Genomic DNA, 25027 nt, shown 5'->3' with positions numbered 1-25027 from the left:
CCTATGGGAATTTGGGTTTTGTAAATTGAAATGTTATTGCATTTATCCCTCTAACGTAGCGGATAAGTATTCACGGTTCATACGGGCAATGTTGGTCAATGAAATACCTTTAGGGCATTCCACCTCACATGCTCCGGTGTTGGTACAGTTTCCAAAACCTTCCAGGTCCATTTGGCGAACCATATTTTGTACACGCTCTGTGGCTTCAACTTGTCCTTGTGGCAACAAGGCAAATTGAGAAACTTTGGCAGAGGTGAACAACATGGCACTTGCATTTTTACAAGCAGCCACACAGGCCCCGCAACCAATGCAGGTAGCAGCGTCCATTGCTTCGTCCGCGTCGTATTTGTTAATTGGAATGGTATTGGCATCAATCGTGTTACCGGATGTGTTCACAGAGATATAGCCCCCAGCTTGTTGGATTCGGTCAAATGAGCTTCGGTCAACAATCAAATCCTTGATTACAGGGAATGCTTTGGCACGGAAAGGTTCAATTACAATGGTGTCCCCATCGTTGAACTTACGCATGTGTAATTGGCAAGTGGTAACCAATCTATCCGGCCCGTGTGGTTCACCATTGATTTGTAGGGAACAGGTTCCGCAGATACCCTCCCTACAATCGTGGTCAAACTCTACTGGTTCTTCTCCTTTGGAGACCAATTCTTCATTTAGGATATCCAACATCTCCAAGAAAGACATATCACCTTCTACACCGTCAAGGGTATAATCAACTATTTTTCCTGGTGTGGACGCGTCTTTCTGACGCCATATTTTTAGATATAATTTCATAGTTTCTTATTTGTAGGATCGTGTCTTCAGTTCAATGTTTTCGTATACCAAATCTTCTTTGTGCAATTCCGCATCCTTTGGCTCTCCTTTATATTCCCAAGCGGCTACATATTTAAAGTTTTTGTCATCACGGAGTGCCTCGCCTTCTTCGGTTTGGTACTCTTCACGGAAGTGTCCACCACAAGATTCGTTTCTGTGCAATGCATCTTTAGCGAAAAGCTCACCCAATTCCAAGAAATCGGCAACACGTCCTGCTTTTTCGAGCTCTTGGTTTTTGGAGTCTATAGTTCCAGTTATTTTTACGTTTTCCCAGAAGTCCTTTCTAAGCTCAGAAATTTCCTTGATGGCTTCCTTCAACTCTTTCTCATTACGGGCCATACCACATTTGTTCCACATGATCTTACCCAGTTTCTTGTGATAGTAATCCACGGAATGGATTCCAGAACCGCTCATCAACTTCTCCATCCTATCACGAACCTGTTGTTCAGCTTCGTCAAACTCCTTAGAGTCTGTTGGAATGGCACCTGTTCTAATGTCATCGGACAAGTAATCACCAATGGTGTATGGCAAAACAAAGTATCCATCTGCCAAACCTTGCATTAAAGCGGAAGCTCCCAAACGGTTGGCACCGTGATCGCTAAAGTTGGCCTCTCCAGCTGCATAACATCCAGGGATTGTGGTCTGTAAGTTGTAATCTACCCAAAGACCTCCCATGGTATAGTGTACTGCAGGATAGATCATCATTGGGGTTTTATATGGATTTTGATCCACGATTTTTTCGTACATCTGGAACAGGTTACCATACTTGGCTTCTACAACCTCTTCACCCAATTTGGTAATGGTTGCTTTATCCGGATTCTTGATGCCAGAGGTCAAAGCCTTCTCTTTTCCATAGCGTTCAATAGCGGACGCAAAATCCAAAAATACCGCTTCTCCAGTTTTGTTTACTCCAAAACCGGCATCGCAACGTTCCTTGGCAGCTCTAGATGCCACATCACGGGGCACAAGGTTACCAAAAGCGGGGTACCTTCTTTCCAAGTAATAGTCCCTATCTTCTTCAGAAAGTTCTGTAGGTTTCAATTTGCCTTCACGGATAGCGATGGCATCTTCTTTTTTCTTTGGCACCCAAATACGTCCGTCGTTTCTAAGTGATTCGGACATCAATGTCAACTTGGATTGATGGTCACCTGAAACTGGGATACAAGTTGGGTGAATTTGAGTAAAGCAAGGGTTGGCAAAGAAAGCTCCTTTACGGTGTGCTCTCCAAGCGGCCATTACATTACTTCCCATGGCATTGGTAGAAAGGAAGAACACGTTTCCGTAGCCACCCGTGGCCAAAACAACGGCGTGGGCACTGTGTCTTTCAATTTCTCCACTTACCAAGTCTCTGGCAATGATCCCTCTTGCTTTGCCATCTACCAATACCAAATCCATCATCTCATGACGGTTGTAAGCTTGAATCTTACCACGGTTGATTTGACGGTTCATAGCAGAATAGGCACCTAGCAACAATTGCTGTCCCGTTTGTCCCTTGGCATAAAAGGTTCTCGATACAAGTACGCCACCAAAAGAACGGTTGTCCAACATACCGCCATACTCACGGGCAAAGGGAACACCTTGTGCCACACATTGGTCGATAATATTTCCGGAGACCTCTGCCAAACGGTAAACGTTGCCTTCTCTGGAGCGGTAATCCCCACCTTTTATGGTGTCGTAGAAGAGACGGTAATTGCTATCACCATCTCCCTGATAGTTCTTTGCCGCGTTGATTCCCCCTTGGGCAGCAATGGAGTGCGCCCTACGTGGAGAATCTTGGTAGCAGAATGTTTTTACATTGTAACCCAACTCGGCCAACGTGGCTGCTGCGGCACCGCCTGCAAGTCCTGTACCTACAACAATGATATCGATGTTCCTTTTGTTGGCAGGGTTAACTAGATTGATGTCGTTTTTATGCTTGGTCCATTTGTCGGCCAATGGCCCAGATGGAATTTTAGAATCCAATATGCCCATACTTAATGTGTTATTGGGTTAAGGTGGTGGTATAAGGCGATAAATGCAAACGCCAAGGGTACCACTACCGCGAATATTTTTGCAAATTTTTTGAATCCAGCAGTGTATTTGTTGTTTACACCCATGGATTGGAACGAAGAGGCAAAGCCGTGCCACAAGTGCAAGCTTAGCAACACAAAGGAAATCACGTAAAGAACGGTTCTCCAGAAAGGAGCAAATTTCTCTACAGTTTCGTGGTAGTAACGTGTTGGGTCTTCTGGTGTGGCCTCGACATATTTGTAGGCCATTTCGTGTATCCAAAAATCGTAGAAGTGCAATGCCAAGAAAGCAAGGATAACCAGACCTGAGTAAATCATGTTTCTGGAAACCCAAGGCGCGTTTGCACTGCCTTTGTACTTAACATAGCTTACATCTCGTGCTTTTTTGTTCTGGATTTCCAAAACAAAGCCCATAACAAAGTGTACTACAATACCTATGATCAAAATAGGTTGCATCAAAAATTGGACAATCGGATTGTAGCCCATAAAATGGGATGCTTCATTAAAAAAATCGGGGGAAAATACCGAGGCCAAATTGATGGTTACGTGAAGAATCAAAAATGTGACCAAAAAAAGACCCGATAGGGCCATGACATATTTTCGGGCCAGCGAAGATTTTATCAAACTCATTAGAAGTTAGTTTTTTAACAAATTTACGGTACGGATGAGTTTTTAACAAGCTTTCAACATTGTAAAAACACTTATTTAGACTCATTATAAGCTATTGGTATTTGGCTTATCTAGATTCTATTATGGGAATTTTGACCGATATTACGATTGATTTTCAAAACAATTCAAAAAATCATGGACATTGCCATTCTTTCGGTGAGCCTCAATGTATATTCTACGGCTAGGATTGCAGATGAATTTGAAAAGGCAGGACATTACGTTGAACACATTGACCATACAAAGTGTTCGGTACAGTTAGGAGGAAGCAAGCCTCGGATTTTTTTTGGAACGGATAATATTACCGATGAATTTGATGCCATTGTACCAAGAATTGGCACCACGGTAACCCGGCACGGAGCTGCAATTGTAAAGCAGTTTGAGATGAACCATGTCTTCAGTACAGCCAAATCATTGGGAATTGTTCGGGCAAGAAATAAGGTGGCTACCTTGCAAATGATGTCTAAAAAAGGAATACCTGTGCCAAAAACCGTTTTTTCCATCAACCCAAACAATGTGGATGCTCAAATAGAGCTTTTGGGGGGAGCTCCGGTCATCATTAAATTACAAGAAGGTACCCAAGGCAAAGGGGTTATTTTGGCGGAAAGTAAAAAGTCGGCAAAATCTGTGATAGATACATTATATAATATGAATACCAGCATTTTGTTGCAAGAGTATATTGAGGAGGCTAATGGAGAAGATCTTAGAATAGTAGTGGTGGGCAACAAAATTGTGGCCAGCATGAAAAGGACGAGTGGACTGGATGATTTTAGATCCAATGTTCACCGGGGAGCGGCAACCCAGAAGGTGCAATTGACACCAAGAGAAAAATTTATAGCCATTAATGCAACCCAACATTTGGGCCTTGGCGTGGCTGGCGTGGATTTGATCCGTTCCAATAACGGTCCTCTTTTGATCGAGGTGAACGCCTCTCCCGGATTAAAGGGCATCGAGGAGGCCACGGGGGTAAATGTGGCGAAGTGTATTGTTCAGTATGTGGAAAGACATGGAAAAAGAACCAGAAAGTAGTTGAAGCCACTATTGTTTATGCGGGCAGTCCCATTGTTTTTTTGTTGACTTTTTCCAAACTCCATTTTATGGCATCTTCCAGATTGGAGAACTGACGTATTTTATTCCTGAAAAACATTTTTTCCAAAACCAGACTGGCCAATCCACCTTGATTGTAAGCCACAACAGAATAAAATTCCAATTGGTGACGATGTTTGTAGAATTTCAACCAATCTGTTGGTACAACGGAGTAATTATTGATGCGGTTACTGATATAGGCGATTGGCTTGTCCTTGCCCAACACTTCATAAGCTACATCAATAATTTTTTCAGCAATCGACCAATCAAAAACCTCACCCTCCTTCATTTCGGAAATCACTAATCCATCAAAGAAATAGAAAATTCCAAACTTGTATTCTCTGATTTCCCTTATGGTCTTGAAAAACTCTAAATCCATTACGCGCCGCATATCACCATTCATTTTGATGTGTCGTTGTTATCATCAAAAGTAGATTTAAGCAAAGGTTATATTTGAGCTGATTTCACCAATGCCCCATACGGATTGGTATATGGAGTTTTTCAATTGATGGCGTATAATCCGAATTTTATTTGGACAAGAAGTATTCCTACGTAAATTGTGTTATTAACTGATTATTTCTCCATGCTCTTTAGTTGAATTCCCAGAGCTTTTGTAGAAAGCTGTACTTCCAATAGCGATAACACCAACGAAATCACTAAAAAAACCAAGCTAAATCCAAAAATCACATTGGCCCATACGTTCTTTTCTACATAGATCATGAACATGGTTATCGCGGCCAATAAAAAACTAATAATGGCAGAAGCCTGCATGTTTTTAATAATTCCCAAACGGGTACGCAATTGGTTGATTTGTTGTTTTAAGGGTTGGGCCGAGGTTTCTTCGAACTGTTTGTGCAATTGCCTGATTAATGTCGCAATGGCCAAATACCTAGCATTGTAGGCTAGCATTGTCAAAGAAATAGCAGGAAAAAGAAGAGCGGGAATACTTAGGTTGAGTTGCATGGTTTCAATTTGATATTGAAGGTAAGAATTTGTCTTCGATAACGCAATTGGCTACATTTGGACAAATCAATGATTAGATATGAAATACGCTCAAATAGACAGCAATCTTTTTGTAAAGAATCGTAAGAAATTTATGGCTCAAATGAGACCCAAAAGTATTGCGGTATTCAATTCCAACGATATTTATCCCATTGGTGCAGATAGTACCTTGCCTTTTGAACAGGACCGTGATATTTTTTACTTGAGTGGAGCAGATCAAGAGGAGACCATTTTATTGATGTTCCCCGATGCCATGGACCCAAAACACAGGGAAATCCTTTTTGTGAGAGAAACCAACGAGCATATTGCAGTTTGGGAAGGCGCCAAGCTTACGAAGGAAAAAGCGACTGAAGTTTCAGGTATAAAAACGATTTATTGGCTAACTGATTTTGATAAGGTTTTCTTTGATCTCATGACCGAGGCCGACACGATTTACTTTAATACTAATGAGCATTATCGTCAAGCCGTGGAAACCCAGACCCGTGAGGATCGTTTCATAGAAAAATGTAAAAAGGAATATCCAGCACATCAATGGGCGAAAAGCAACCCAATTTTGCAAAATATCCGTGGCGTAAAGGAACCGGAAGAAATTGAGTTAATGCAAACTGCCTGCGATATTACCGAAAAAGGGTTTAGAAGAATATTGGAGTTTGTAGAGCCTGGTGTTTGGGAGTACGAGATGGAAGCCGAATTTTTGCACGAATTTATCCGAAACCGTTCCAAAGGCTTTGCATATAGTCCGATTATTGCATCTGGAAATAACGCCAATGTGCTCCATTATTTGGAAAACAATCAGCAAGTAAAAGACGGTGATATGATTTTGCTGGACCTTGCTGCCGAGTACGCCAATTATTCCAGTGATATGACTCGTACAATTCCGGCAAACGGGAAATTTACTGCAAGACAGAAAGAAGTGTACAGCTCAGTTCTTCGTGTAAAGAACGAAGCCACTAAAATGTTGGTGCCCGGGACTATTTGGGCGGAGTACCACAAAGAAGTTGGTAAGTTGATGACTTCAGAGTTGATTGGTTTGGGATTGCTGGACAAAGCAGATGTTCAAAACGAAAATCCGGATTGGCCAGCGTACAAGAAATATTTTATGCACGGCACCAGTCACCACATCGGATTAAACACACACGATTATGGTGAATTGAAAAAACCAATGAAAGCCAATATGGTATTTACCGTGGAACCTGGAATTTATATTCCAGCAGAGGGAATGGGCATCCGTTTAGAGGATGATGTTGTCATTCAGGAAAAAGGAGAGCCTTTTAACTTAATGCGTAACATTCCTATCGAGATTGAAGAGATAGAGGAGTTGATGAACAAATAGACTAAATGAAGCTTTTACTATTATTGGTACAACAGACCGATATTGAAAAAAAGATGCAGGAAGCTCCCGACAGTGCTTACGAAATAGGCGTTGTCATCGGGAGTTATCTCCCTTTTGTTGTGTTGGCAGGCATTGCTTATGCCATTTATCGATATAATAAGAAAAAACGCGGCTCGGAATAAACTATTTACAGACATCAGGTATGGCCTTTCCAAATAAAACACTAAACTTCATCAAAGCATAATCATATAACTTTGGAAAAGCAGGACAAACTTTACCGAACTGCATTTGCTCTGGCAATGTTTACCATCTTTTATAACATTGTGGAAGGGCTTGTTTCCACCTATTTGGGTTTTGAAGATGAAAGTTTGGCCCTGTTTGGGTTTGGTAGCGATAGTTTTATTGAGGTGATTTCAGGATTGGGCATTGCCCATATGATATTGCGTATTCAAAAGAATCCGGACAGTAATCGAGATAATTTTGAAAGAACCGCACTTCGGATTACTGGAGTGGCTTTTTACCTATTGGTCGCGGGATTGGTTGTTTCCAGTGTTTACAATATTTGGACGGGGCACAAACCGGTGACCACTTTTTGGGGAGTCATTATTTCGGCAATATCCATACTCATCATGTGGATTTTGGTTTGGTGGAAACGAAAGGTAGGTCGTCAACTCAATTCCGCCCCTATTTTGGCCGATGCCAATTGCACACTGGTCTGTGTGTATATGTCAATAATCCTATTGGTTAGCAGCGGAGTATATGAGATTTTTAAAATCCCTTATATAGATAGTATAGGTACGTTAGGGTTGGCATATTTTGCATTTTCAGAAGGAAAGGAATGTTTTGAGAAAGCCCGCACCAATAAACACTGTGGTTGTACAGAATAGGATTAAATATGGATCAGGATAGAAAAAATCATTGGGAAACCGTTTATAAAACCAAGAATCCGGATGAGGTAAGTTGGACACAGAATGTTCCACAGACTTCGTTGGATTTTATTCATTCTTTTGGATTGGACAAAACTTCCAAAGTTATTGATGTTGGTGGTGGCGATAGCAAACTCGTTGATTTTTTGCTCGATGAAGGATTTGAGAATATTACTGTCCTTGATATTTCCGGCAAGGCCATAGAAAGAACGAAAGAAAGATTAGGTGACAGGGCCCAAAATGTTGAATGGATTGAATGCGACATTGTTGAATTTGAGCCGAAAGAAATGTATGATGTTTGGCACGATAGGGCGGCATTTCACTTTCTGACATCATCAGACCAGATTGAAAAATATAAAGCTTTGACCAAGAAAGCGGTCAAGAGTTATATGGTCTTGGGAACTTTCTCAGAAAATGGACCAAAAAAATGTAGCGGTCTCGACATCAAACAGTACAATGAAAAGCAAATGGAAGCCACATTTAAAGGTTTCGCTAAAATCGAATGCAAGATGGAAGACCATACCACTCCATTTGGAACCACGCAGAATTTCATCTTTTGCAGTTTTAAAAGAAAGTTGGATTAATTAGTAGAGCGTAGTTCTTTACTGTTGCTGATGTTGGAAATAATAAAAGCAATCAAAGCTGGAAGAACCCATCCCATTTGATGCTGGTTCAATGGAATCCAATTAACATAAGGTGAAATAGGTTCGCCAAACCCAATGCTTCCCAAAAAATCGGGAATACTAAACAAGATGGTTGTCCAAACAACATGTTTAAACACCTTTGGTGAACCCCATTTTTCCGGGACGACATTCAGTAAAATCAAAACAATAGTGATGGGATAAATGAACATTAGGGAGGGAACGGCTACGGTAATGATATATCCTACATCAAATTGACCTACCAATACACCAAGCAAGCAACCCAAAAACGAGGTAATTCGATAGGCAAAAATAGAATTGCCGAACCGCCCTTTTATAAAGTCCGAAGTTCCGGTTACAATCCCTACCGCTGTGGTAAAACAGGCCAAACTCACCAAAATACTGAGCAAAATATTGGCAGTTTGCCCTAAAGTTTTGGTACTAATGCCTCTTAAAAGAGCGGTTCTGGAAATCTCTGAATCAAAAAACCCACCAAATAAGGAACCCGTTAATATTAGGCCTCCATACACCAAAAACAAGCCTATTCCAGCCCAAAGACCGGCTCTTCCGATCAATCTCTTTTTTTCTTCAAATGAAGCTGATTTTTCCTTTATGTTGATGGAAATAATGATTACGGCTCCAACGACCACGGCCCCAATCGCATCAAAAGTCTGATAACCTTCTAAAATTCCAGAGCTAAATGGTTGAACCATTTCTGACGGTACAAAGTTAAAGTCCAAGGTGAAGACAGCAGTTGCTATCATGATTAATAGGATAATAAGAATGCCTGGAGTCAACAACTTTCCTAAAAGGTCCAAAACCTTGGAACGATTGATGGCAAAGATAAATACCAGCATGAAATAGATAAGGCTGGTAAGTAATGATGATGAATCCCAAAAGGGTTGGATGGCCATTTCATGTGTCACCGATGCGGTTCGAGGTGAAGGTAATGCTATGGCAATTGCATAAATCAAATAACAGTAAACCACACTAAATAATGGGGATACTTTTTTGGCAAAATCGAATAGGGTACCCTGTAATTTTGCATGTGCCATAATCCCTAAAATGGGAATAAGCACACCTGAAACACAAAACCCGAACGTGACCAGCCACCACAAATCACCTGATTTGAAACCTAATAAAGGAGGTAAAACAAGATTTCCTGCTCCAAAAAAGAGAGAAAAAAGGGCGAAAGCAGTTACTGTTAAGGATTTTTTCTTCAAGGGTTGTTGATAATTTGTTTTCAATGTGGTATATTTCAAAAGTGTTTTTTGACGGAAAAAGATGACTTTTTGTCGATTTTACGGTATTTCATCGAAAAAAAAGTTTTATCGGGACAATCACAAAATAAAAAGTTATCAACATTCGTTCCTTTAAAAAAGACAAACTTTAAAACATTTTTGTTATATCAAAAAATTACAATTAACCAATTTAAGCATTTTTCGAAGCCCCAATTCGTGAACTATAGCTTTTCTTCAAACATTACCAGCTTATGAAAACAACTACTACTCAGCATGGCAACAAATTCTCTTCTTTCTTTTGCAGTCTGTTTGGGCACCATTACGCAGTTTCCAAAAAAGTAACGCAGCACATTAAAGAATACAAATGTATTCACTGCCAAAAAGAGGTCACCACGGATGTTAGCGGAAAACTATCCGCTTTGACTCCCCAAATGCAAGAAATAAACAGTACATTGGAAGACATGTACAGAAAACGAAAAAGTAGGGTAGTGCACCAAGTGGCATAGCCCTTTTTTATTTTTTAAAAGGCCCAAATCTTATCCCGGAAACTTAAGTAATTGCCTACTGCTAATGGTTGCGTGCCCCAATGCCATGATGTAGGGATGCCCTTGATTTTCGGGATTTTTTATTCTTTGAACGAATTCCATCCCTGAGCCGTAATCGGAATTTTGGTTTCGGCCCTTGTGATCAAATGAATCCCTTCGCTCTTCTCCGTCATATGGCCGATTACCGTTAAGTTCGGGTTCCCTTTTATTTTAGGAAAATCAGCTTGGTCAATCGTGAACAAAAGCTCATAATCTTCACCGCCACTTAAGGCAATCATGGTACTGTCCATTTTAAATTCCTCAGAAGCGGAAATCACTGTGGGATCTAAAGGAATCTTATCCTCAAAAACGTTGCAGCCCACTTCGCTATGTTTGCACAAATGCATGACTTCTGAGGAAAGTCCATCACTAATATCGATCATGGAAGTAGGCTTTACCTCCATTTTTTTTAGTAGATCGATAATATCCTTTCTGGCTTCTGGCTTTAGCTGTCGTTCCACGATATAGGAATAAGGCTCAAGGTCGGGTTGACTGTTCGGATTAACCTTAAAGACCTCTTTTTCGCGTTCCAGTACTTGCAGTCCTAAATAAGCGCCACCTAAATCACCGGTTACCACCAATAAGTCGTTAGACTTGGCGCCTTTTCGGCAAACAATTTCGGTCTCGTCCGCGGCTCCAATGGCCGTTACGCTAACGATCATTCCTCTGGTGGAAGAAGTAGTATCGCCTCCGACCAAATCAACATTGTACAATTTGCAAGCTAGGGCAACGCCTTCATAAAATTCTTCAAGCGCCTCTAATGGAAACCTATTGGAAATGGCCAAAGAAACCGTGACCTGGGTGGCCATGGCATTCATGGCATAAATGTCTGAAAGATTTACCATTACCGATTTGTACCCTAAATGCTTTAGGGGCATATAGCTTAAATCAAAATGAACTCCCTCTACCAACATATCGGTTGAAACAACGGTTTTTTTTCCATTATAATCCATTATGGCTGCATCATCGCCTACGCCAATTATGGACGATGGTTGATTGAGTTCAAAGTCTTTTGTAAGATGATCAATTAGGCCAAATTCGCCCAATTTTTCCAATGAGGTACGTTCTTGATTCTTGTCTTCTAGCATTTTGCAAAAATAATGAGGATAATCGTAAATTCTGGTGTCGGACAGGACATAAAATTTTTTTCGGAGAAGCAGAACCAAAAACCGGGGCAAATTCATGCTAATACACGCTTGATAAGCCTTATGGCCAAATTGACCGGAATGTTCATAGGTAACACCTATGGAATCATTCGTTATATTAATGTTAGTTACTATGGTAAAACCCTACTTATACAGTATATTTGTGGGCTATTTAGATTAAATACAAGTAAGATGATTAAGGTTTCAGAATCAGCAAGGCACAAAGTAGTGTCCCTCATGACCGAAGAAGGTTTTGATGTGACTACGGATTTTGTACGTGTTGGCGTAAAGAGTGGAGGGTGCAGCGGATTGTCTTATGAATTGACTTTTGACAATTCTGCAGGAGATACAGATAAGGTTTTTGAGGATAACAATGTGAGAATCATTGTGGACAAAAAGAGCTTTTTGTATTTGGTAGGTACCACATTGGAATATTCTGGAGGTTTAAACGGTAAAGGTTTTGTTTTTAACAATCCCAATGCCCAAAGAACCTGTGGATGCGGAGAAAGTTTTTCATTATAAATTTTGACATAAGGCCTGTAATTGGCTAACTTAAAGATATATGGCTTATACAGAGGAAGAATTAAAAAAAGAGCTGGAAACCAAGGAGTACGAGTATGGTTTCTACACGGATATTGAATCGGATACCCTTCCCAAAGGGTTGAACGAAGACATTGTTATTGCCATTTCCAAAAAGAAGGAGGAGCCGGATTGGATGACGCAGTGGCGATTGGAAGCTTTTCGTGCTTGGAAACAAATGGAAGAGCCAGAATGGGCCAACGTAACGTATCAAAAACCCGACTTCCAAAATATTTCCTATTACTCTGCTCCAAATAAAAAGCCTAAGTACGATAGCTTGGATGAAGTAGACCCGGAATTGCTGGATACTTTTAAAAAGTTGGGTATTTCTGTGGATGAGCAGAAAAAATTGGCAGGTGTCGCGGTGGACATTGTTATGGATTCCGTTTCTGTGGCAACTACATTTAAAAAGACATTGGCGGAGAAAGGGATTATTTTCTGTTCCATTTCCGAAGCTATTAAGGAGCATCCTGAATTGGTAAAGAAATACTTGGGAAGTGTAGTCCCACAAAAAGATAACTTTTATGCGGCATTGAATTCCGCAGTTTTCTCTGATGGATCATTCTGTTATATTCCAAAAGGAGTAAGATGTCCAATGGAACTTTCTACCTACTTCCGAATCAACCAAGCGGGAACCGGCCAGTTCGAAAGAACTTTGGTAATCGCCGAAGAAGGGAGTTACGTAAGTTATTTGGAAGGGTGTACCGCTCCATCTAGAGACGAGAACCAATTGCACGCAGCCGTTGTGGAGTTAATTGCTTTGGACAATGCAGAAATCAAATACTCCACGGTTCAGAACTGGTACCCAGGGAACAATGAAGGAAAAGGTGGTGTTTACAATTTTGTAACCAAACGTGGACTTTGTGAGAATCATGCCAAAATTTCTTGGACACAAGTGGAGACAGGTTCTGCGGTAACATGGAAATATCCATCTTGTATCTTAAAAGGAGATTACTCTATCGGTGAGTTCTATTCCATTGCGGTAACCAACAATTTCCAACAAGCAGATACTGGAACAAAAATGATTCACCTAGGTAAAAACACCAGGAGCACCATTATTTCCAAAGGTATTTCTGCAGGTCAATCCCAAAACAGCTATAGAGGCTTGGTACAGGTGAACAGCAGGGCAGAAAACGCAAGGAACTTCTCGCAATGTGACTCCCTGTTGATGGGTAACCGTTGTGGAGCCCACACGTTCCCTTATATTGAAGTAAAAAACAAAACAGCACAGATAGAACATGAGGCAACCACCAGTAAAATTGGTGAGGACCAAATTTTCTATTGTAACCAAAGGGGAATCGATACCGAGAAAGCCATTGCCTTGATTGTAAATGGTTTTAGTAAAGAAGTGTTGAACAAACTACCGATGGAATTTGCCGTTGAGGCCCAAAAACTATTGGAAATCAGTTTGGAAGGTTCTGTAGGATAAAAGAATGGATAAATGAAAAAAATACTTTTATCACTTTTGATTGTTAGTGCCTTTGCTTGTAAGCAGGCCAAAAAAGAGACTGCTAAAACGGAAGAAGCCGCGGAGGAATCCATGGCCCCCGAAATAAAGTTTTATGCATTCAACGGAGGCACAGTGAGTGCTAATATGTTGGAATTATTTTCTCAGGATACTACGTACACTGGCCAATCCAAAATATTTGCCGATGCTTTTTATGTAATCGTTCATCCAAAGGGAATCTTGATGTGGGACGGAGGATTACCCGAAAGTTTAGTGGGCATGGAAGAACCTTATACCTCTCCCGATGGAGCTTTTACAGTTTCAAGAAAGGATTCCGTGGCCAATCAATTGGCAACTATAGGGATGACCCCCGAAGACATTGATTACTTGGCTCTTTCGCATACTCATTTCGATCATGTCGGTCATGCCAATGCCTTTACTGAATCAACTTGGTTGGTGCAGGAAAAGGAATATGACTTCGTGACCAGTGAGGAGAACCAAAAGAGCAATCCAGACATATATGCCGCAATCAAGGACCTGACCAACATCAAAAAAATTGCCAACACAGATTATGATGTTTTTGGCGATGGAACGGTTGTCATGAAATTTATGCCGGGTCATACGCCAGGCCATCAAGTACTTTTCGTGGACTTGGCAGAGTACGGTCCACTTTTGCTGTCTGGTGATATGTACCACTTTTATGAGAACCGGGAATTTAGAAGAGTTCCTATTTTCAATTTTGATGTGGCCCAGACCAAAGAAAGTATGGCAGCTTTTGAGAAGTTTGCCGAAGAAAAAGGGGCAGAAGTATATTTACAGCACTCCAAACAAGATTTTGAAAAATTGCCAAAGGCACCCAACTATTTAAAATAATATTTGAAGAAGAATAGCATGCTAGAAATCAAAAATTTACACGCAAGCGTAGAAGATAAACAAATCCTTAAGGGAATCGACCTAAAGGTGAACGCAGGAGAGGTACATGCCATTATGGGACCCAATGGTTCAGGTAAAAGTACCTTGGCAGAGGTAATCGCCGGTCAAGAAGAATTTGAAGTAGGGGAAGGAAGTATCCTGTTGGAAGGAGAGGATTTGGAAGAACTTTCTCCAGAGGAAAGAGCTCACAAAGGTGTGTTTTTATCGTTCCAATATCCTGTCGAAATCCCAGGGGTGTCCGTAACCAACTTTATGAAGACTGCCATCAATGAATCTAGGAAAGCACAAGGTCTGGAGGATATGCCAGCCAACGAAATGCTAAAAAAGATTCGTGAGAAGTCCGAGATGTTGGAAATTGACAGAAAATTTCTTTCTCGTTCTTTGAATGAAGGCTTCTCTGGAGGTGAAAAGAAGCGTAACGAAATCTTCCAAATGGCAATGATGGAACCTAAATTGGCCATTTTGGATGAAACCGATTCCGGATTGGATATCGATGCCCTTCGAATTGTTGCCAATGGTGTAAACAAATTGCGTAGCAAGGACAACGCCATCATCGTGATTACGCACTACCAAAGATTGTTGGAATACATTGTCCCCGATTTTGTACATGTACTCTACAACGGTAAAATCGTGAAATCGGGAACCAAGGATTTAGCCTTGGAACTGGAAGAAAAAGGATACGACTGGTTAAAAGAAGAAGCAGCGGTTTAAAAAAAAAGAAATTTAAGACTTCGGAGATCAGGTTTTAGAAAACTTATAGCTGAAAACTGACGACTGAAAACTGAAGAAATATGGATTTAAAGGAAAAATTAGTCTCCTCTTTTATGGCTTTTGAAGATGGCCTGGATTTGGACCATCCGGTACACGAAGAACGTAACACTGCCATTAAGAACTTTGAGACAAAAGGCTTTCCCACCAAAAAGGATGAAGCTTGGAAATATACCTCCTTGAGAGGCCTGCAAAAGGTAGATTTCAGCATCTTTCCAAAGCAAGAGACCACTTTGGAATACAAAGATGTCAAGAAGTACTTCCTTCACGAGATAGATACCTACAAAATTGTGTTTGTAGACGGAGTATACAGTTCGTATCTATCAGAAACCACACACGATGGAGTTGATGTTTGCCTAATGAGTTCTGCGTTCAGCAAGCCCATGTTCCAACAGGTGATAGAAGTATATTTCAACAAAGTAGCATCCAAGGATGAGTCTTTGACCTCTTTGAATACCGCATTTTGTAAGGAAGGAGCATACATTTATATTCCAAAGAACAAAATGCCGAAAAAGCCTATCCAAATCTTGCATTTGGCCACTGGCAATGAGGCAGCTTTGATGCTACAACCGCGTAACCTGATTGTTGCAGAGGACAACGCTGAGGTTCAAATTATAGAGCGTCACCAGAGCTTAACAAGCAACGAAGTGTTTACCAATTCTGTAACGGAAATTTTTGCGGGCAAGGATGCTAACGTGGATTATTATAAAGTTCAGAATGACGAGCCTACTGCCTCTTTGGTGGACAACACCTATATTTCACAAAAAGACAACAGTGTTGTAAGGGTACACACCTTCTCTTTGGGAGGAAAATTGATTCGAAACAACCTGAACTTTTATCAAAACGGTGAACGCATCGATTCTACTTTGAAAGGAGTCACTATTTTGGGCGGCAAACAGCACGTGGACCATCACACTTTGGTGCATCACGCGCAGCCGAACTGTGAGAGCCATCAAGATTACAAAGGAATATTTGGCGACAGTTCCACAGGAGTGTTCAATGGGAAGATTATAGTTGACAAGATTGCCCAAAAAACGGATGCCTTCCAGCAGAACAACAATATTTTGTTGAGCGATAAATCGACCATCAACTCAAAACCCCAATTGGAGATTTTTGCGGACGATGTAAAATGTTCGCATGGATGTACCATTGGTCAGTTGGATGAAGAAGCCCTATTTTACCTAAGATCAAGGGGAATTCCTAAAAAAGAAGCCAAGGCTTTGTTGATGTACGCTTTTGCCAACAACGTGTTGGAAAGTGTTCGTATTCCAGAACTAAAGTCACGAATCAACAAGATTATCGCTGACAAGTTAGGTGTACGTATGGGATTCGACCTATAATTTGAAATATTTCACAGTAACGTTTGAATGATAGAGACCACTTTGGACATACAGGCCATTAGAAAGGACTTTCCCATCCTCCAAAGAGAGATCAATGGGAAGCGCTTGGTATATTTGGACAATGCAGCTACCTCGCAAACACCTCAGCAGGTAATCGATTGTATTGTTGATTACTATCAAAATTATAATGCCAATATCCACCGTGGGGTACATACCTTGTCACAAGAAGCTACCGATGCATACGAAATCGCGCGTCAAAAAATCCAAAAGCACTTTAATATTGCCCATCCCTATGAGGTGATTTTTACTTCGGGAACAACTCACAGTATCAATATGGTGGCAACGGGTTTCACGTCCTTTCTAAAGGAAGGAGATGAAATTATGGTGTCAGCCATGGAGCATCATTCCAATATTGTGCCATGGCAAATGTTGTGTGAGCGAACAGGGGCGGTATTGAAGGTGATTCCAATGAATTTGGATGGAGAATTGGTGATGGAGGAATACCACAAGTTGTTGTCCGAAAAGACCAAGTTGGTATTTTGTAACCACGTTTCCAATGCATTGGGAACCATCAATCCAATAAAAGAAATTATCGATGCTGCGCACAAAGTGGGAGCAGCCGTTTTAATTGATGGGGCACAGGCAGCAGCCCATATCAAAGCGGACCTGCAAGCGCTTGACGTTGATTTTTATACCGTTTCTGCCCATAAAATGTGTGGACCCACTGGGGTTGGAATGTTGTACGGAAAAGAAGAATGGCTTAAAAAACTACCACCCTATCAGGGAGGTGGCGAAATGATTGCCGAGGTTACTTTTGAAAAGACCACCTACGCTGACCTGCCCCATAAGTTTGAAGCAGGGACTCCAAACATCTGTGGAGGAATAGCTTTTGGTGCCGCATTGGATTATATGAACAGTATCGGTTTTGATGCCATTGCCCAATACGAAGATGAGTTGGTGGAGTATGCCACAGAACAATTGCTCACCATTGATGGGTTAAAAATTTACGGAACCGCAGCACACAAAACTTCGGTGATATCCTTTAATATTGAGGGAGTTCACCCTTACGATATAGGTACCATTGTGGATAAATTGGGCATCGCCGTTCGTACTGGGCACCATTGCGCACAACCCATTATGGATTTTTACAAGATTCCAGGAACGGTACGAGCCAGTTTCAGTTTTTACAATACCAAGGAAGAGGTGGACAAGTTGGTAGAAGGGGTCGAACGGGCCAAGAACATGCTTTTATAACCAAAGGTTATGTTTAAAGCCTCGATTTGACGCACAACATTTCACTTTGTACTTTTGAACAAAACAGCGACATGAGCATACAAGATATACAGGAAGAAATAGTTGATGAATTTTCCATGTTCGACGACTGGATGCAGCGTTACGAATATATGATCGAACTTGGAAAGTCGCTTCCATTGATAGAGGAACAATACAAGACCGATGACAACCTCATCAAAGGATGTCAGAGCAAGGTTTGGGTACATGCCGAACTGGATGGAGATAAATTGGTTTTTACCGCCGATAGCGACGCTATTATCACCAAAGGCATCATTGCCATATTGGTTAGGGCTTTCAGCAATCAAAAACCACAGGATATCATGGATGCCGATACGCAATTTATAGATGAAATTGGCCTTAAAGAACATTTGTCACCAACCAGGGCAAACGGATTGGTCAGTATGATCAAGCAATTGAAATTGTATGCGGTTGCCTATCAAACACAGTTAAAATAAAATCAGGATGAGCGAAGAAACTACTATAGATACACAAGAACTAGGCGAAAAAATCGTAAAAGTCCTAAAAACCATTTACGATCCGGAAATTCCTGTGGATATTTATGAATTGGGATTGATCTACGATGTGTTCGTGAACGAGGAGTACGAAGTAAAAATATTGATGACCCTTACCTCGCCCAATTGCCCCGTGGCCGAAACCCTGCCCGTGGAGGTAGAGGAGAAGGTAAAATCTATAGATGTGTTGAAAGATGTGGAAGTGGAAATCACTTTTGATCCTCCTTGGACCCAAGAGCTGATGAGCGAGGAGGCGAAGTTGGAATTGGGTTTACTTTAGGAGGATATCAGATGTAAGATATCAGAAATTCTGATGAACTTTGAATAGATTGTTTCTTGGAAACAAGGCCAGGAAGCTGAACAAGGAGATTTACAAAATCACTTGTCATGGTGAATTCAAAAGGGATTTTGCGCTGCGAGACCAAATACGGAGAGCATCCATTTCTATTTCTTCGAATATTGCCGAAGGATACGGAAGAAAAACCAACAATGGGTTCATTTATTTTTTGAATGTGGCCAAAGCTTCCTGTTATGAGGTTAAATCACAATTATATTTGGCCATGGATATTAAATATGTTGATAATGAAGTATTTAGAAGTACTTATGCTCTTTGTGATGAAATTTCCAAAACTACTCATGGATTGATAAAACATTTAGAGAGTACATACTGAAGCATTAAGTCTAATTGCTGAAATCTGAAATCTTATGTCTGAAATAGTAAATAGGGTAGCCCAAAGCCAATTGATGACCTTTGACCTTGAGGATTATTATCTCGAAGGGGAGCGAAAGGTGCTCGACATTAAAGATTGGTTGTACGAAGGCTTTATTTTACGAGAAAAGGAATTTCGAACCCACGTGGAAGAGCACGATTGGACTGCCTACCAAGATGCTTATGTAGCGCTACAATGCTCTACTGATGCCATAGTTCCGGGTTGGGCTTTTATGTTGATTGCCTCCCGACTGCAGCCTTATGCCAAAAAAGTAGTTCAAGGAAGCTTGGAGAACCTTGATACCGCTCTCTACCAAACTATTTTGGAAAACCTGGATGTTTCCGAATTCACTGATAAACCGGTAATCATAAAAGGGTGCTCCAATAAACCAGTACCTAAAAATGCCTATCTCATGGCAGTGGCCAAAATCCAAGAAGTGGCCAAAAGCGTAATGTATGGAGAAGCTTGTTCTTCAGTGCCCTTGTTTAAAAGAAAGAAGTAATTCTTTATTCCGCAGAAGCCAGAGTTCTGGTGGTTAAACCTGAAAGTTTTAGGCTTGGCTCTTCACATAGTCAACTACAAGCATTATTTACTGTCATTTGATGATTGATCATTGTTAATTAAAAAGAAATGACATTTCTTATTTTTACGGTTCTAAACATTAAACTCCATACTATGAAAAAATTGCTAATGGCCTCCTTGACTATTTTTGTGGTGTCGTTTGCCACCGCACAGACCGCAGAAGAAATCAAAGCTGAAATGGGACCTAAAAAAGACTCCATTGCCGCTATACAAAAAAGGGTAGATGCCCTTCAAGCCAAATTGGATGCGCTGCCAGGCTGGAAAGTAGGTGCTTTTGGAACTATCGGCGGAAGTATTTCAGAATTCAACAACTGGTTCGCACAAGGAATCCCTAACAACTCATCTGGGAATATTGGATTTACCATCAATGCTTTTGCCAACCTTCAAGAAGAAAAGTTTTTTTGGAGAAATGCCGCTAACGTAAATCTGTCTTGGGTAAAGTTGGATGACAAAGACGACCCAACCGATAATGATAGCTTTCGTGAAGCTACCGATGTGTTCAATATTTCATCTTTATATGGCAGAAAACTGAGCGAGAAATTTGCCATTTCTGCACTGGCAGAGTATAGGACCACAATTTTGAGCAATTTCAATAATCCAGGTTATCTTGATTTGGGTGTGGGTGCTACTTGGACCCCAATCCCGGACTTGGTTGTTGTGATGCATCCACTCAACTACAATTTTGTGTTCAGTAGTGAGGACACCATTTTTGAATCGTCCATGGGTGCCAAAATAGTGGCGGATTATACCAAAAAAATAGGCGCGATAAACTTTAAAAGTAATTTGTCGATGTTCCAAAGCTATAAGAGCAGCGATTTAAGTAACTGGACGTGGACGAACTCTTTCTCTTACACGCTTTGGAAAATGATTGGTGTCGGGTTCGATTTTGGGTTGAGAAACAACAAACAGGAAACCTTGAATTATATCGTAAACAATGCGCCTACACCAGACCCTGATGCTACCTTCGATACTATTGACAATGAACTACAGACCTATTGGACCTTGGGACTTAGCTACAAGTTTTAAAAGCATTGAACATACAAACAAAAAAAGCCCTCTTTACCGAGGGCTTTTTTGTGGGGTGAAAAATGTTTTTCGTGTTTTTAAGACCATGGTCAAAGTAGGTTAAGATCTGTAAAATCTGTGCATGACACTAAAATGACTTAAAAACAATGTGAATGTAGTTCTATTGTGGCGACACCCTAAATTTTTGTTGTGAATTGGCCAGAAAATGTTGTGAAGCATCCAGCGCGTGCAGTTCGTCGAAATAAGCTGGCCCTTGGCCTAAAAAGAATCAATACTCGTCTAAATGCTCAGGATACAAAAAGTTGTTGTACGGAAAACGGGTTACATGGATATCCCGAACCGCGTCGTATACACGTTTTCTGAATTCGTCCATATTCTCTTTGTTCAATGCAGATATAAACAAGGCCTTGTCACCAAGTTTGTTGAAATACGTATTTTTCCATTCCTCAAGAGTAAAATGGGCAGTGGTTCGTTCTGTCACCAAATCATCCTCATCAATTGTTTCCGGAGTGTACTGGTCTATTTTATTAAAAACCATGATACAGGGCTTACCGGAACTATCAATTTCATCCAAAATTTGGTTTACCGAGGCAATGTGCTCTTCAAAATTAGGATGGGAAATATCCACAACATGAAGCAAAAGGTCAGCTTCACGAACTTCGTCCAAGGTGCTTTTAAAACTTTCCACCAATTGGGTGGGCAATTTTCTAATAAACCCTACTGTATCGCTCAACAAAAAAGGAAGGTTCCCCAGCACCACTTTTCTAACCGTGGTATCCAGCGTGGCAAAAAGTTTGTTCTCGGCAAATACTTCGCTCTTGCTGATCACGTTCATTAAAGTGGATTTGCCAACATTGGTGTATCCTACCAAAGCAACGCGAACCAATGAGCCTCGGTTACCCCGTTGGGTCTCCATTTGGCGGTCTATTTTGGCAAGTTTCTTTTTAAGCAATGCAATTCGGTCACGAACAATACGTCTATCCGTTTCAATTTCCGTTTCACCTGGACCACGCATACCAATACCACCACGTTGTCTTTCCAAGTGGGTCCAAAGACCGGTCAATCGAGGTAAAAGATATTCGTATTGAGCCAATTCAACTTGGGTCCGAGCATAGCTGGTCTTGGCTCTTTGGGCAAATATGTCCAGAATCAAACTGGTTCTATCCAGAACTTTACAGCGTAGGAGCTTTTCAATATTGTTCTGTTGTGCGGGTGACAACTCATCATCAAAGATTACGGAGCCTATTTCATTTTCCTTTACGAATTGGCGCACTTCCTCCATTTTCCCACTTCCAATGTATGTTTTGGGATTGGGCACATCAATACGTTGCACAAATCTTTGTTCAACTTCGCCACCTGCAGTGTACGTCAAAAATTCAAGCTCATCCAAGTACTCCTTTACCTTTTCTTCATTCTGGTGTTGATTCATTACACCAATAAGTACCGCCTTTTCATACTCTATTGACTTCTTTTCTAGCATCAAATGGATTTAGAATGCAAATCTACACAATGTTTTGGAAGCTGTTTTGTGCTTTTCGCCTTTTAAGGGCTGATGAACAGGGGAAAAGTCTATTATTTAATTGTATTGTTCGCTATCTTAACGCCTTAAACCAACCTAACACTACACAATGTTTAAAATTCAAGCTCCCCCCAACTCAAAACAGAACGCTTTTTCAAGCTATTTCAGTGGTTTTTTATTGATGACAATCTTGATGTCATTTGGACTCAAGGCACAAGATTCATCCATTCCGGATCCCGATGATGTAATCGGTTTTGAAGTAGGTTCCGATTTTCATTTGGCTACCTATGAGCAATCCATCGAGTATTTTAAAAAGTTGGATGCCGCAAGTGATTTGGTAGAAATGCGGGAAACTGGAAAAACTTCTGAAGGTAGAACATGGTACTACGTTTTGATTTCCTCCAAAGAAAATTTGGCCAAGATCGACCATTATAAAGAAATCTCCCAAAAATTGGCCCATCCTAAAGGGATGTCGCGTGAAGAGGCCCAAAAATTGGCAGAGGAAGGCAAGGCCATTGTGGATTTAAGTGGGGGGTTGCACGCTTCGGAAGTGGCAGGGGCACAACACATTATTACATTGGCGCATCAAATTGTAAGCGAAGCCGAAACCAAAAAGTTTAAACCCATTTTGGATAATGTCATTTTGGTTTTATGGCCATCGTTAAACCCGGACGGGCAAGATATCATTGCCAACTGGTACATGTCCAACGTGGGAACACCTTACGAAACAGCAAGAACTCCTTGGCTCTATCAAAAATATGTGGGTCACGACAATAATCGGGATGCGTATATGCTCAATATGTTGGAATCTCGAGTTGTAGGCAGAACTTGGAGAGAATGGGAACCCAATGTTATTCATGTTCACCATCAATCCTCTCCATTTCCCACCCGAATTTGGCTGCCACCTTTTGCCGAGCCTATTGCACCGCAAACACCACCCATAGTTGCACGCGAGGTAAACATGATCGGGATGGCCATGGCACAGGAGCTGGAAACCGAAGGCTTGCCAGGAGCCGTACATATGGGAAAAGGTTTTGATGCGTGGTACCCAGGTTATATTGATTACTTGCCTGTTATGCAGAATATTCCCTCTTTTTGGACAGAAACGGCATTGTACCGATACGCTACGCCATATTTTTATACCATTCGGGATTTTCCTGAACACAGAAAAGATTTGCGAGTCGAATCTTTGTACAACAGCCCTTGGAAAGGCGGTTGGTGGCGCTTGAGCGATGCCATGCAATATATGCAAACAGCTTCCATCGCGGTGTTGGATTATTCTGCCAAATACAAGGAAACGCTTCTTTTTAATAAGTATCAAGCCGCGATGACAACCATCGAAAAATATAAGAATGAGCCGCCCTATGCTTACATCATACCACAAAAACAAAGAGACCCGTCCCGTCCGGTAGAATTGTTGAAACGCTTGGCTTTTAATGGAATCAAAATATTGCAATTGAATAAACCGATGGAGTATTCTGGCGTGAAGTATCCGAAGGGAACTTGGGTAATACCGATGGACCAAGAGTTTGCGGAAATGGCACGACAGGTTTTGGATGTGCAAGTGTATCCAGATTTGAGGGAGTCTCCGGACGGACCTCTAGAACAACCGTATGACGCCGCGGGATGGACACTCCCTTTTCAAATGGAGGTCGATGTTGTTACGGGAACAGTTCCTTTGTCGGATGCTTTTAGAGAAGCATTGACCCCTGTAGAAGGCACTCCACTGGAAACCACCGATAATGTAGAACAAGACTTTAATAAAACAGATTTTGCTCCTGGTGTCGGATTTGATACCGATAAAGTAGCGGCTGGAATTAGGCCATTGCCGGGTACCCTTCGTGGCAGTGGAAGTACACTATGGTTAGATCCAACAGAGAACAATATTTTCCGTGTATTGGCAGAGGCCATGAAAGATGGTTTAGCCATTAGCTATGATGCTGACGCCAGAAAATATGGTGTTAGAGGTGCCTCTCGGAGTAAAATTGATCAATGGATTAGGGATTACGCAATTAACGGGAAAATGGGGTCGGGCTCAGGTAATGCCAATGTAAAAGCTAGAATAGGAGTGTACCGTCCATGGACGGCAAGTATGGATATGGGATGGACCCGATGGTTGCTTGATAATTTCGGGTTTCCCTATGCATCTGTTCGAAATGCGGATTTTATGTCCAACAACTTAAAAGACCGTTTTGATGTTATTGTGATGGCCTCCGAGTGGCCGGGCTCCATTGAAAACGGATTGGAACCTGGTTCCGCTCCACCACAATATGCCGGAGGATTGGGCGAATTGGGAATACGCAACCTGAATGCTTTTGTGGAACAAGGAGGAACCTTGATTACCTTGAACAGGAGCTCCAATTTTGCAATTAATGCTTTGCATCTCCCTGTTAAAAATGTAATCGATAAGGTTGATAGGGCCAAATTCTTTACAGGTGGGTCCATTATGCAAGTAGAAACAAATCCACAACACCCTGTGATGGCAGGAATGCAGGAAAAGGCAAATGTATTTGTCTATAATAGCCCCATATTTAACACTCTTGAAGGCTTTAACGGTGAGGTATTAGCTAAATATCAGGAAAATGGTTCTCCATTAATGTCCGGATTCTTGGTAGGTGAAAAATATATGAATGGAAATGCCGCCGCTTTGGATGTGAAACATGGCAAGGGGCATGTGCTCCTTTTTGGATATCAACCTCAATGGCGTGGCCAGCCTATGGGTACGTACAGAACACTTTTTAATGCATTGTTGTATGCCAATAAATTATCGGGTGTAGTGCGTGATGTACCTGAAGAATGGCAAACATTGACAAGTACGTCAACACCGGAAAAAGAAAATAGTCAAGATTAGATAAAC

26 protein-coding genes are annotated in these 25027 nt (G+C 41.2%); 18 read left to right on the top strand and 8 right to left on the bottom strand.

Annotated features, from left to right (window positions below):
* Positions 1-42 precede the first annotated feature (42 nt).
* Genes ACQQ5U_RS05580 through ACQQ5U_RS05570 form a run of 3 tightly spaced genes read right to left on the bottom strand, consistent with a single transcriptional unit; the run spans position 43 to position 3467 of the window.
* Complete coding sequence (locus ACQQ5U_RS05580; protein WP_437395982.1) at positions 43-789, bottom strand: succinate dehydrogenase/fumarate reductase iron-sulfur subunit; 747 nt, start codon at positions 787-789, stop codon at positions 43-45.
* 6 nt (positions 790-795) lie between these two features.
* Positions 796-2799: a fumarate reductase/succinate dehydrogenase flavoprotein subunit gene (locus ACQQ5U_RS05575; protein ID WP_437395981.1), complete on the bottom strand. Its 2004-nt coding sequence runs from the start codon at positions 2797-2799 to the stop codon at positions 796-798.
* Between the two features lie 2 nt (positions 2800-2801).
* Positions 2802-3467, bottom strand: a complete 666-nt coding sequence (locus tag ACQQ5U_RS05570) for a succinate dehydrogenase cytochrome b subunit (protein WP_437395980.1) — start codon at positions 3465-3467, stop codon at positions 2802-2804.
* 174 nt (positions 3468-3641) lie between these two features.
* On the opposite strand from ACQQ5U_RS05570, the gene ACQQ5U_RS05565 reads away from it, so the two are divergent.
* A complete protein-coding gene (locus tag ACQQ5U_RS05565) occupies positions 3642-4532 on the top strand; it encodes a RimK family alpha-L-glutamate ligase (RefSeq protein WP_437395979.1) in 891 nt (296 codons plus the stop codon).
* Between the two features lie 16 nt (positions 4533-4548).
* Here ACQQ5U_RS05565 and ACQQ5U_RS05560 read toward each other — a convergent pair whose 3' ends face one another.
* Entirely contained in the window at positions 4549-4980 is a 432-nt protein-coding gene (locus ACQQ5U_RS05560) for a hypothetical protein (protein WP_437395978.1), read from the bottom strand.
* A gap of 182 nt (positions 4981-5162) precedes the next feature.
* Entirely contained in the window at positions 5163-5552 is a 390-nt protein-coding gene (locus tag ACQQ5U_RS05555; RefSeq protein WP_437395977.1) for a DUF2721 domain-containing protein, read from the bottom strand.
* 79 nt (positions 5553-5631) lie between these two features.
* Here ACQQ5U_RS05555 and ACQQ5U_RS05550 point away from each other — a divergent pair, with 79 nt between their 5' ends.
* The 4 genes from ACQQ5U_RS05550 to ACQQ5U_RS05535 all read left to right on the top strand — a co-directional run bounded on the left by ACQQ5U_RS05550 (position 5632) and on the right by ACQQ5U_RS05535 (position 8434).
* Positions 5632-6924 carry an aminopeptidase P family protein gene (locus ACQQ5U_RS05550; RefSeq protein WP_437395976.1) on the top strand — a complete coding sequence of 431 codons (1293 nt, stop codon included), beginning with the start codon at positions 5632-5634 and terminating at the stop codon, positions 6922-6924.
* A gap of 5 nt (positions 6925-6929) precedes the next feature.
* Complete coding sequence (locus ACQQ5U_RS05545; protein WP_437395974.1) at positions 6930-7106, top strand: hypothetical protein; 177 nt, start codon at positions 6930-6932, stop codon at positions 7104-7106.
* Between the two features lie 72 nt (positions 7107-7178).
* On the top strand, positions 7179-7811 hold the full coding sequence (locus tag ACQQ5U_RS05540) for a cation transporter (RefSeq protein ID WP_437395972.1): 633 nt from the start codon (positions 7179-7181) through the stop codon (positions 7809-7811).
* An 8-nt stretch (positions 7812-7819) separates the two neighbouring features.
* Positions 7820-8434: a class I SAM-dependent methyltransferase gene (locus ACQQ5U_RS05535; RefSeq protein WP_437395971.1), complete on the top strand. Its 615-nt coding sequence runs from the start codon at positions 7820-7822 to the stop codon at positions 8432-8434.
* Here the strand turns inward: ACQQ5U_RS05535 and brnQ are convergent.
* Positions 8431-9753, bottom strand: coding sequence for a branched-chain amino acid transport system II carrier protein (gene brnQ, locus ACQQ5U_RS05530; RefSeq protein ID WP_437395970.1), 1323 nt, complete (start codon positions 9751-9753; stop codon positions 8431-8433). The two genes, ACQQ5U_RS05535 and brnQ, sit on opposite strands and share 4 nt — an antisense overlap.
* A gap of 230 nt (positions 9754-9983) precedes the next feature.
* Between brnQ and ACQQ5U_RS05525 the strand changes: the two genes are divergently transcribed.
* Positions 9984-10238 carry a hypothetical protein gene (locus tag ACQQ5U_RS05525; protein WP_437395969.1) on the top strand — a complete coding sequence of 85 codons (255 nt, stop codon included), beginning with the start codon at positions 9984-9986 and terminating at the stop codon, positions 10236-10238.
* A 119-nt stretch (positions 10239-10357) separates the two neighbouring features.
* Here the strand turns inward: ACQQ5U_RS05525 and thiL are convergent, their stop codons facing one another.
* Positions 10358-11404, bottom strand: coding sequence for a thiamine-phosphate kinase (thiL, locus tag ACQQ5U_RS05520; RefSeq protein WP_437395967.1), 1047 nt, complete (start codon positions 11402-11404; stop codon positions 10358-10360).
* A gap of 249 nt (positions 11405-11653) precedes the next feature.
* Here thiL and ACQQ5U_RS05515 point away from each other — a divergent pair, with 249 nt between their 5' ends.
* From ACQQ5U_RS05515 to ACQQ5U_RS05465, 11 genes are all read left to right on the top strand, one after another.
* Positions 11654-11983: a HesB/IscA family protein gene (locus tag ACQQ5U_RS05515; protein WP_437395965.1), complete on the top strand. Its 330-nt coding sequence runs from the start codon at positions 11654-11656 to the stop codon at positions 11981-11983.
* A 40-nt stretch (positions 11984-12023) separates the two neighbouring features.
* Positions 12024-13469, top strand: a complete 1446-nt coding sequence (gene sufB, locus ACQQ5U_RS05510; protein ID WP_437395964.1) for a Fe-S cluster assembly protein SufB — start codon at positions 12024-12026, stop codon at positions 13467-13469.
* Between the two features lie 12 nt (positions 13470-13481).
* On the top strand, positions 13482-14360 hold the full coding sequence (locus ACQQ5U_RS05505; protein WP_437395963.1) for an N-acyl homoserine lactonase family protein: 879 nt from the start codon (positions 13482-13484) through the stop codon (positions 14358-14360).
* 18 nt (positions 14361-14378) lie between these two features.
* Entirely contained in the window at positions 14379-15131 is a 753-nt protein-coding gene (gene sufC / locus ACQQ5U_RS05500) for a Fe-S cluster assembly ATPase SufC (protein WP_437395962.1), read from the top strand.
* An 80-nt stretch (positions 15132-15211) separates the two neighbouring features.
* A complete protein-coding gene (gene sufD, locus ACQQ5U_RS05495; RefSeq protein WP_437395961.1) occupies positions 15212-16528 on the top strand; it encodes a Fe-S cluster assembly protein SufD in 1317 nt (438 codons plus the stop codon).
* Positions 16529-16555: 27 nt separating this feature from the next.
* On the top strand, positions 16556-17782 hold the full coding sequence (locus ACQQ5U_RS05490; protein ID WP_437395960.1) for an aminotransferase class V-fold PLP-dependent enzyme: 1227 nt from the start codon (positions 16556-16558) through the stop codon (positions 17780-17782).
* A gap of 71 nt (positions 17783-17853) precedes the next feature.
* Positions 17854-18276: a SufE family protein gene (locus tag ACQQ5U_RS05485; RefSeq protein WP_437395959.1), complete on the top strand. Its 423-nt coding sequence runs from the start codon at positions 17854-17856 to the stop codon at positions 18274-18276.
* Positions 18277-18283: 7 nt separating this feature from the next.
* Complete coding sequence (locus ACQQ5U_RS05480; protein ID WP_100816841.1) at positions 18284-18613, top strand: iron-sulfur cluster assembly protein; 330 nt, start codon at positions 18284-18286, stop codon at positions 18611-18613.
* A gap of 40 nt (positions 18614-18653) precedes the next feature.
* Complete coding sequence (locus ACQQ5U_RS05475) at positions 18654-19004, top strand: four helix bundle protein (protein ID WP_437395958.1); 351 nt, start codon at positions 18654-18656, stop codon at positions 19002-19004.
* Between the two features lie 34 nt (positions 19005-19038).
* On the top strand, positions 19039-19545 hold the full coding sequence (locus ACQQ5U_RS05470) for a DUF2480 family protein (RefSeq protein ID WP_437395957.1): 507 nt from the start codon (positions 19039-19041) through the stop codon (positions 19543-19545).
* Between the two features lie 173 nt (positions 19546-19718).
* Positions 19719-20651 carry a DUF3078 domain-containing protein gene (locus ACQQ5U_RS05465; RefSeq protein WP_437395956.1) on the top strand — a complete coding sequence of 311 codons (933 nt, stop codon included), beginning with the start codon at positions 19719-19721 and terminating at the stop codon, positions 20649-20651.
* A 268-nt stretch (positions 20652-20919) separates the two neighbouring features.
* Here the strand turns inward: ACQQ5U_RS05465 and hflX are convergent, their stop codons facing one another.
* A complete protein-coding gene (gene hflX, locus ACQQ5U_RS05460) occupies positions 20920-22131 on the bottom strand; it encodes a GTPase HflX (RefSeq protein WP_437395955.1) in 1212 nt (403 codons plus the stop codon).
* A 148-nt stretch (positions 22132-22279) separates the two neighbouring features.
* On the opposite strand from hflX, the gene ACQQ5U_RS05455 reads away from it, so the two are divergent.
* Positions 22280-25021 (top strand): M14 family zinc carboxypeptidase, encoded by a 2742-nt coding sequence (locus ACQQ5U_RS05455; RefSeq protein WP_437395954.1) that lies wholly within the window; start codon positions 22280-22282, stop codon positions 25019-25021.
* Positions 25022-25027: the final 6 nt, after the last annotated feature.

Source organism: Flagellimonas lutimaris (assembly GCF_051494225.1).
Classification (GTDB): domain Bacteria; phylum Bacteroidota; class Bacteroidia; order Flavobacteriales; family Flavobacteriaceae; genus Flagellimonas; species Flagellimonas lutimaris_A.
This window is presented reverse-complemented; position numbering and strand designations above follow the sequence as displayed.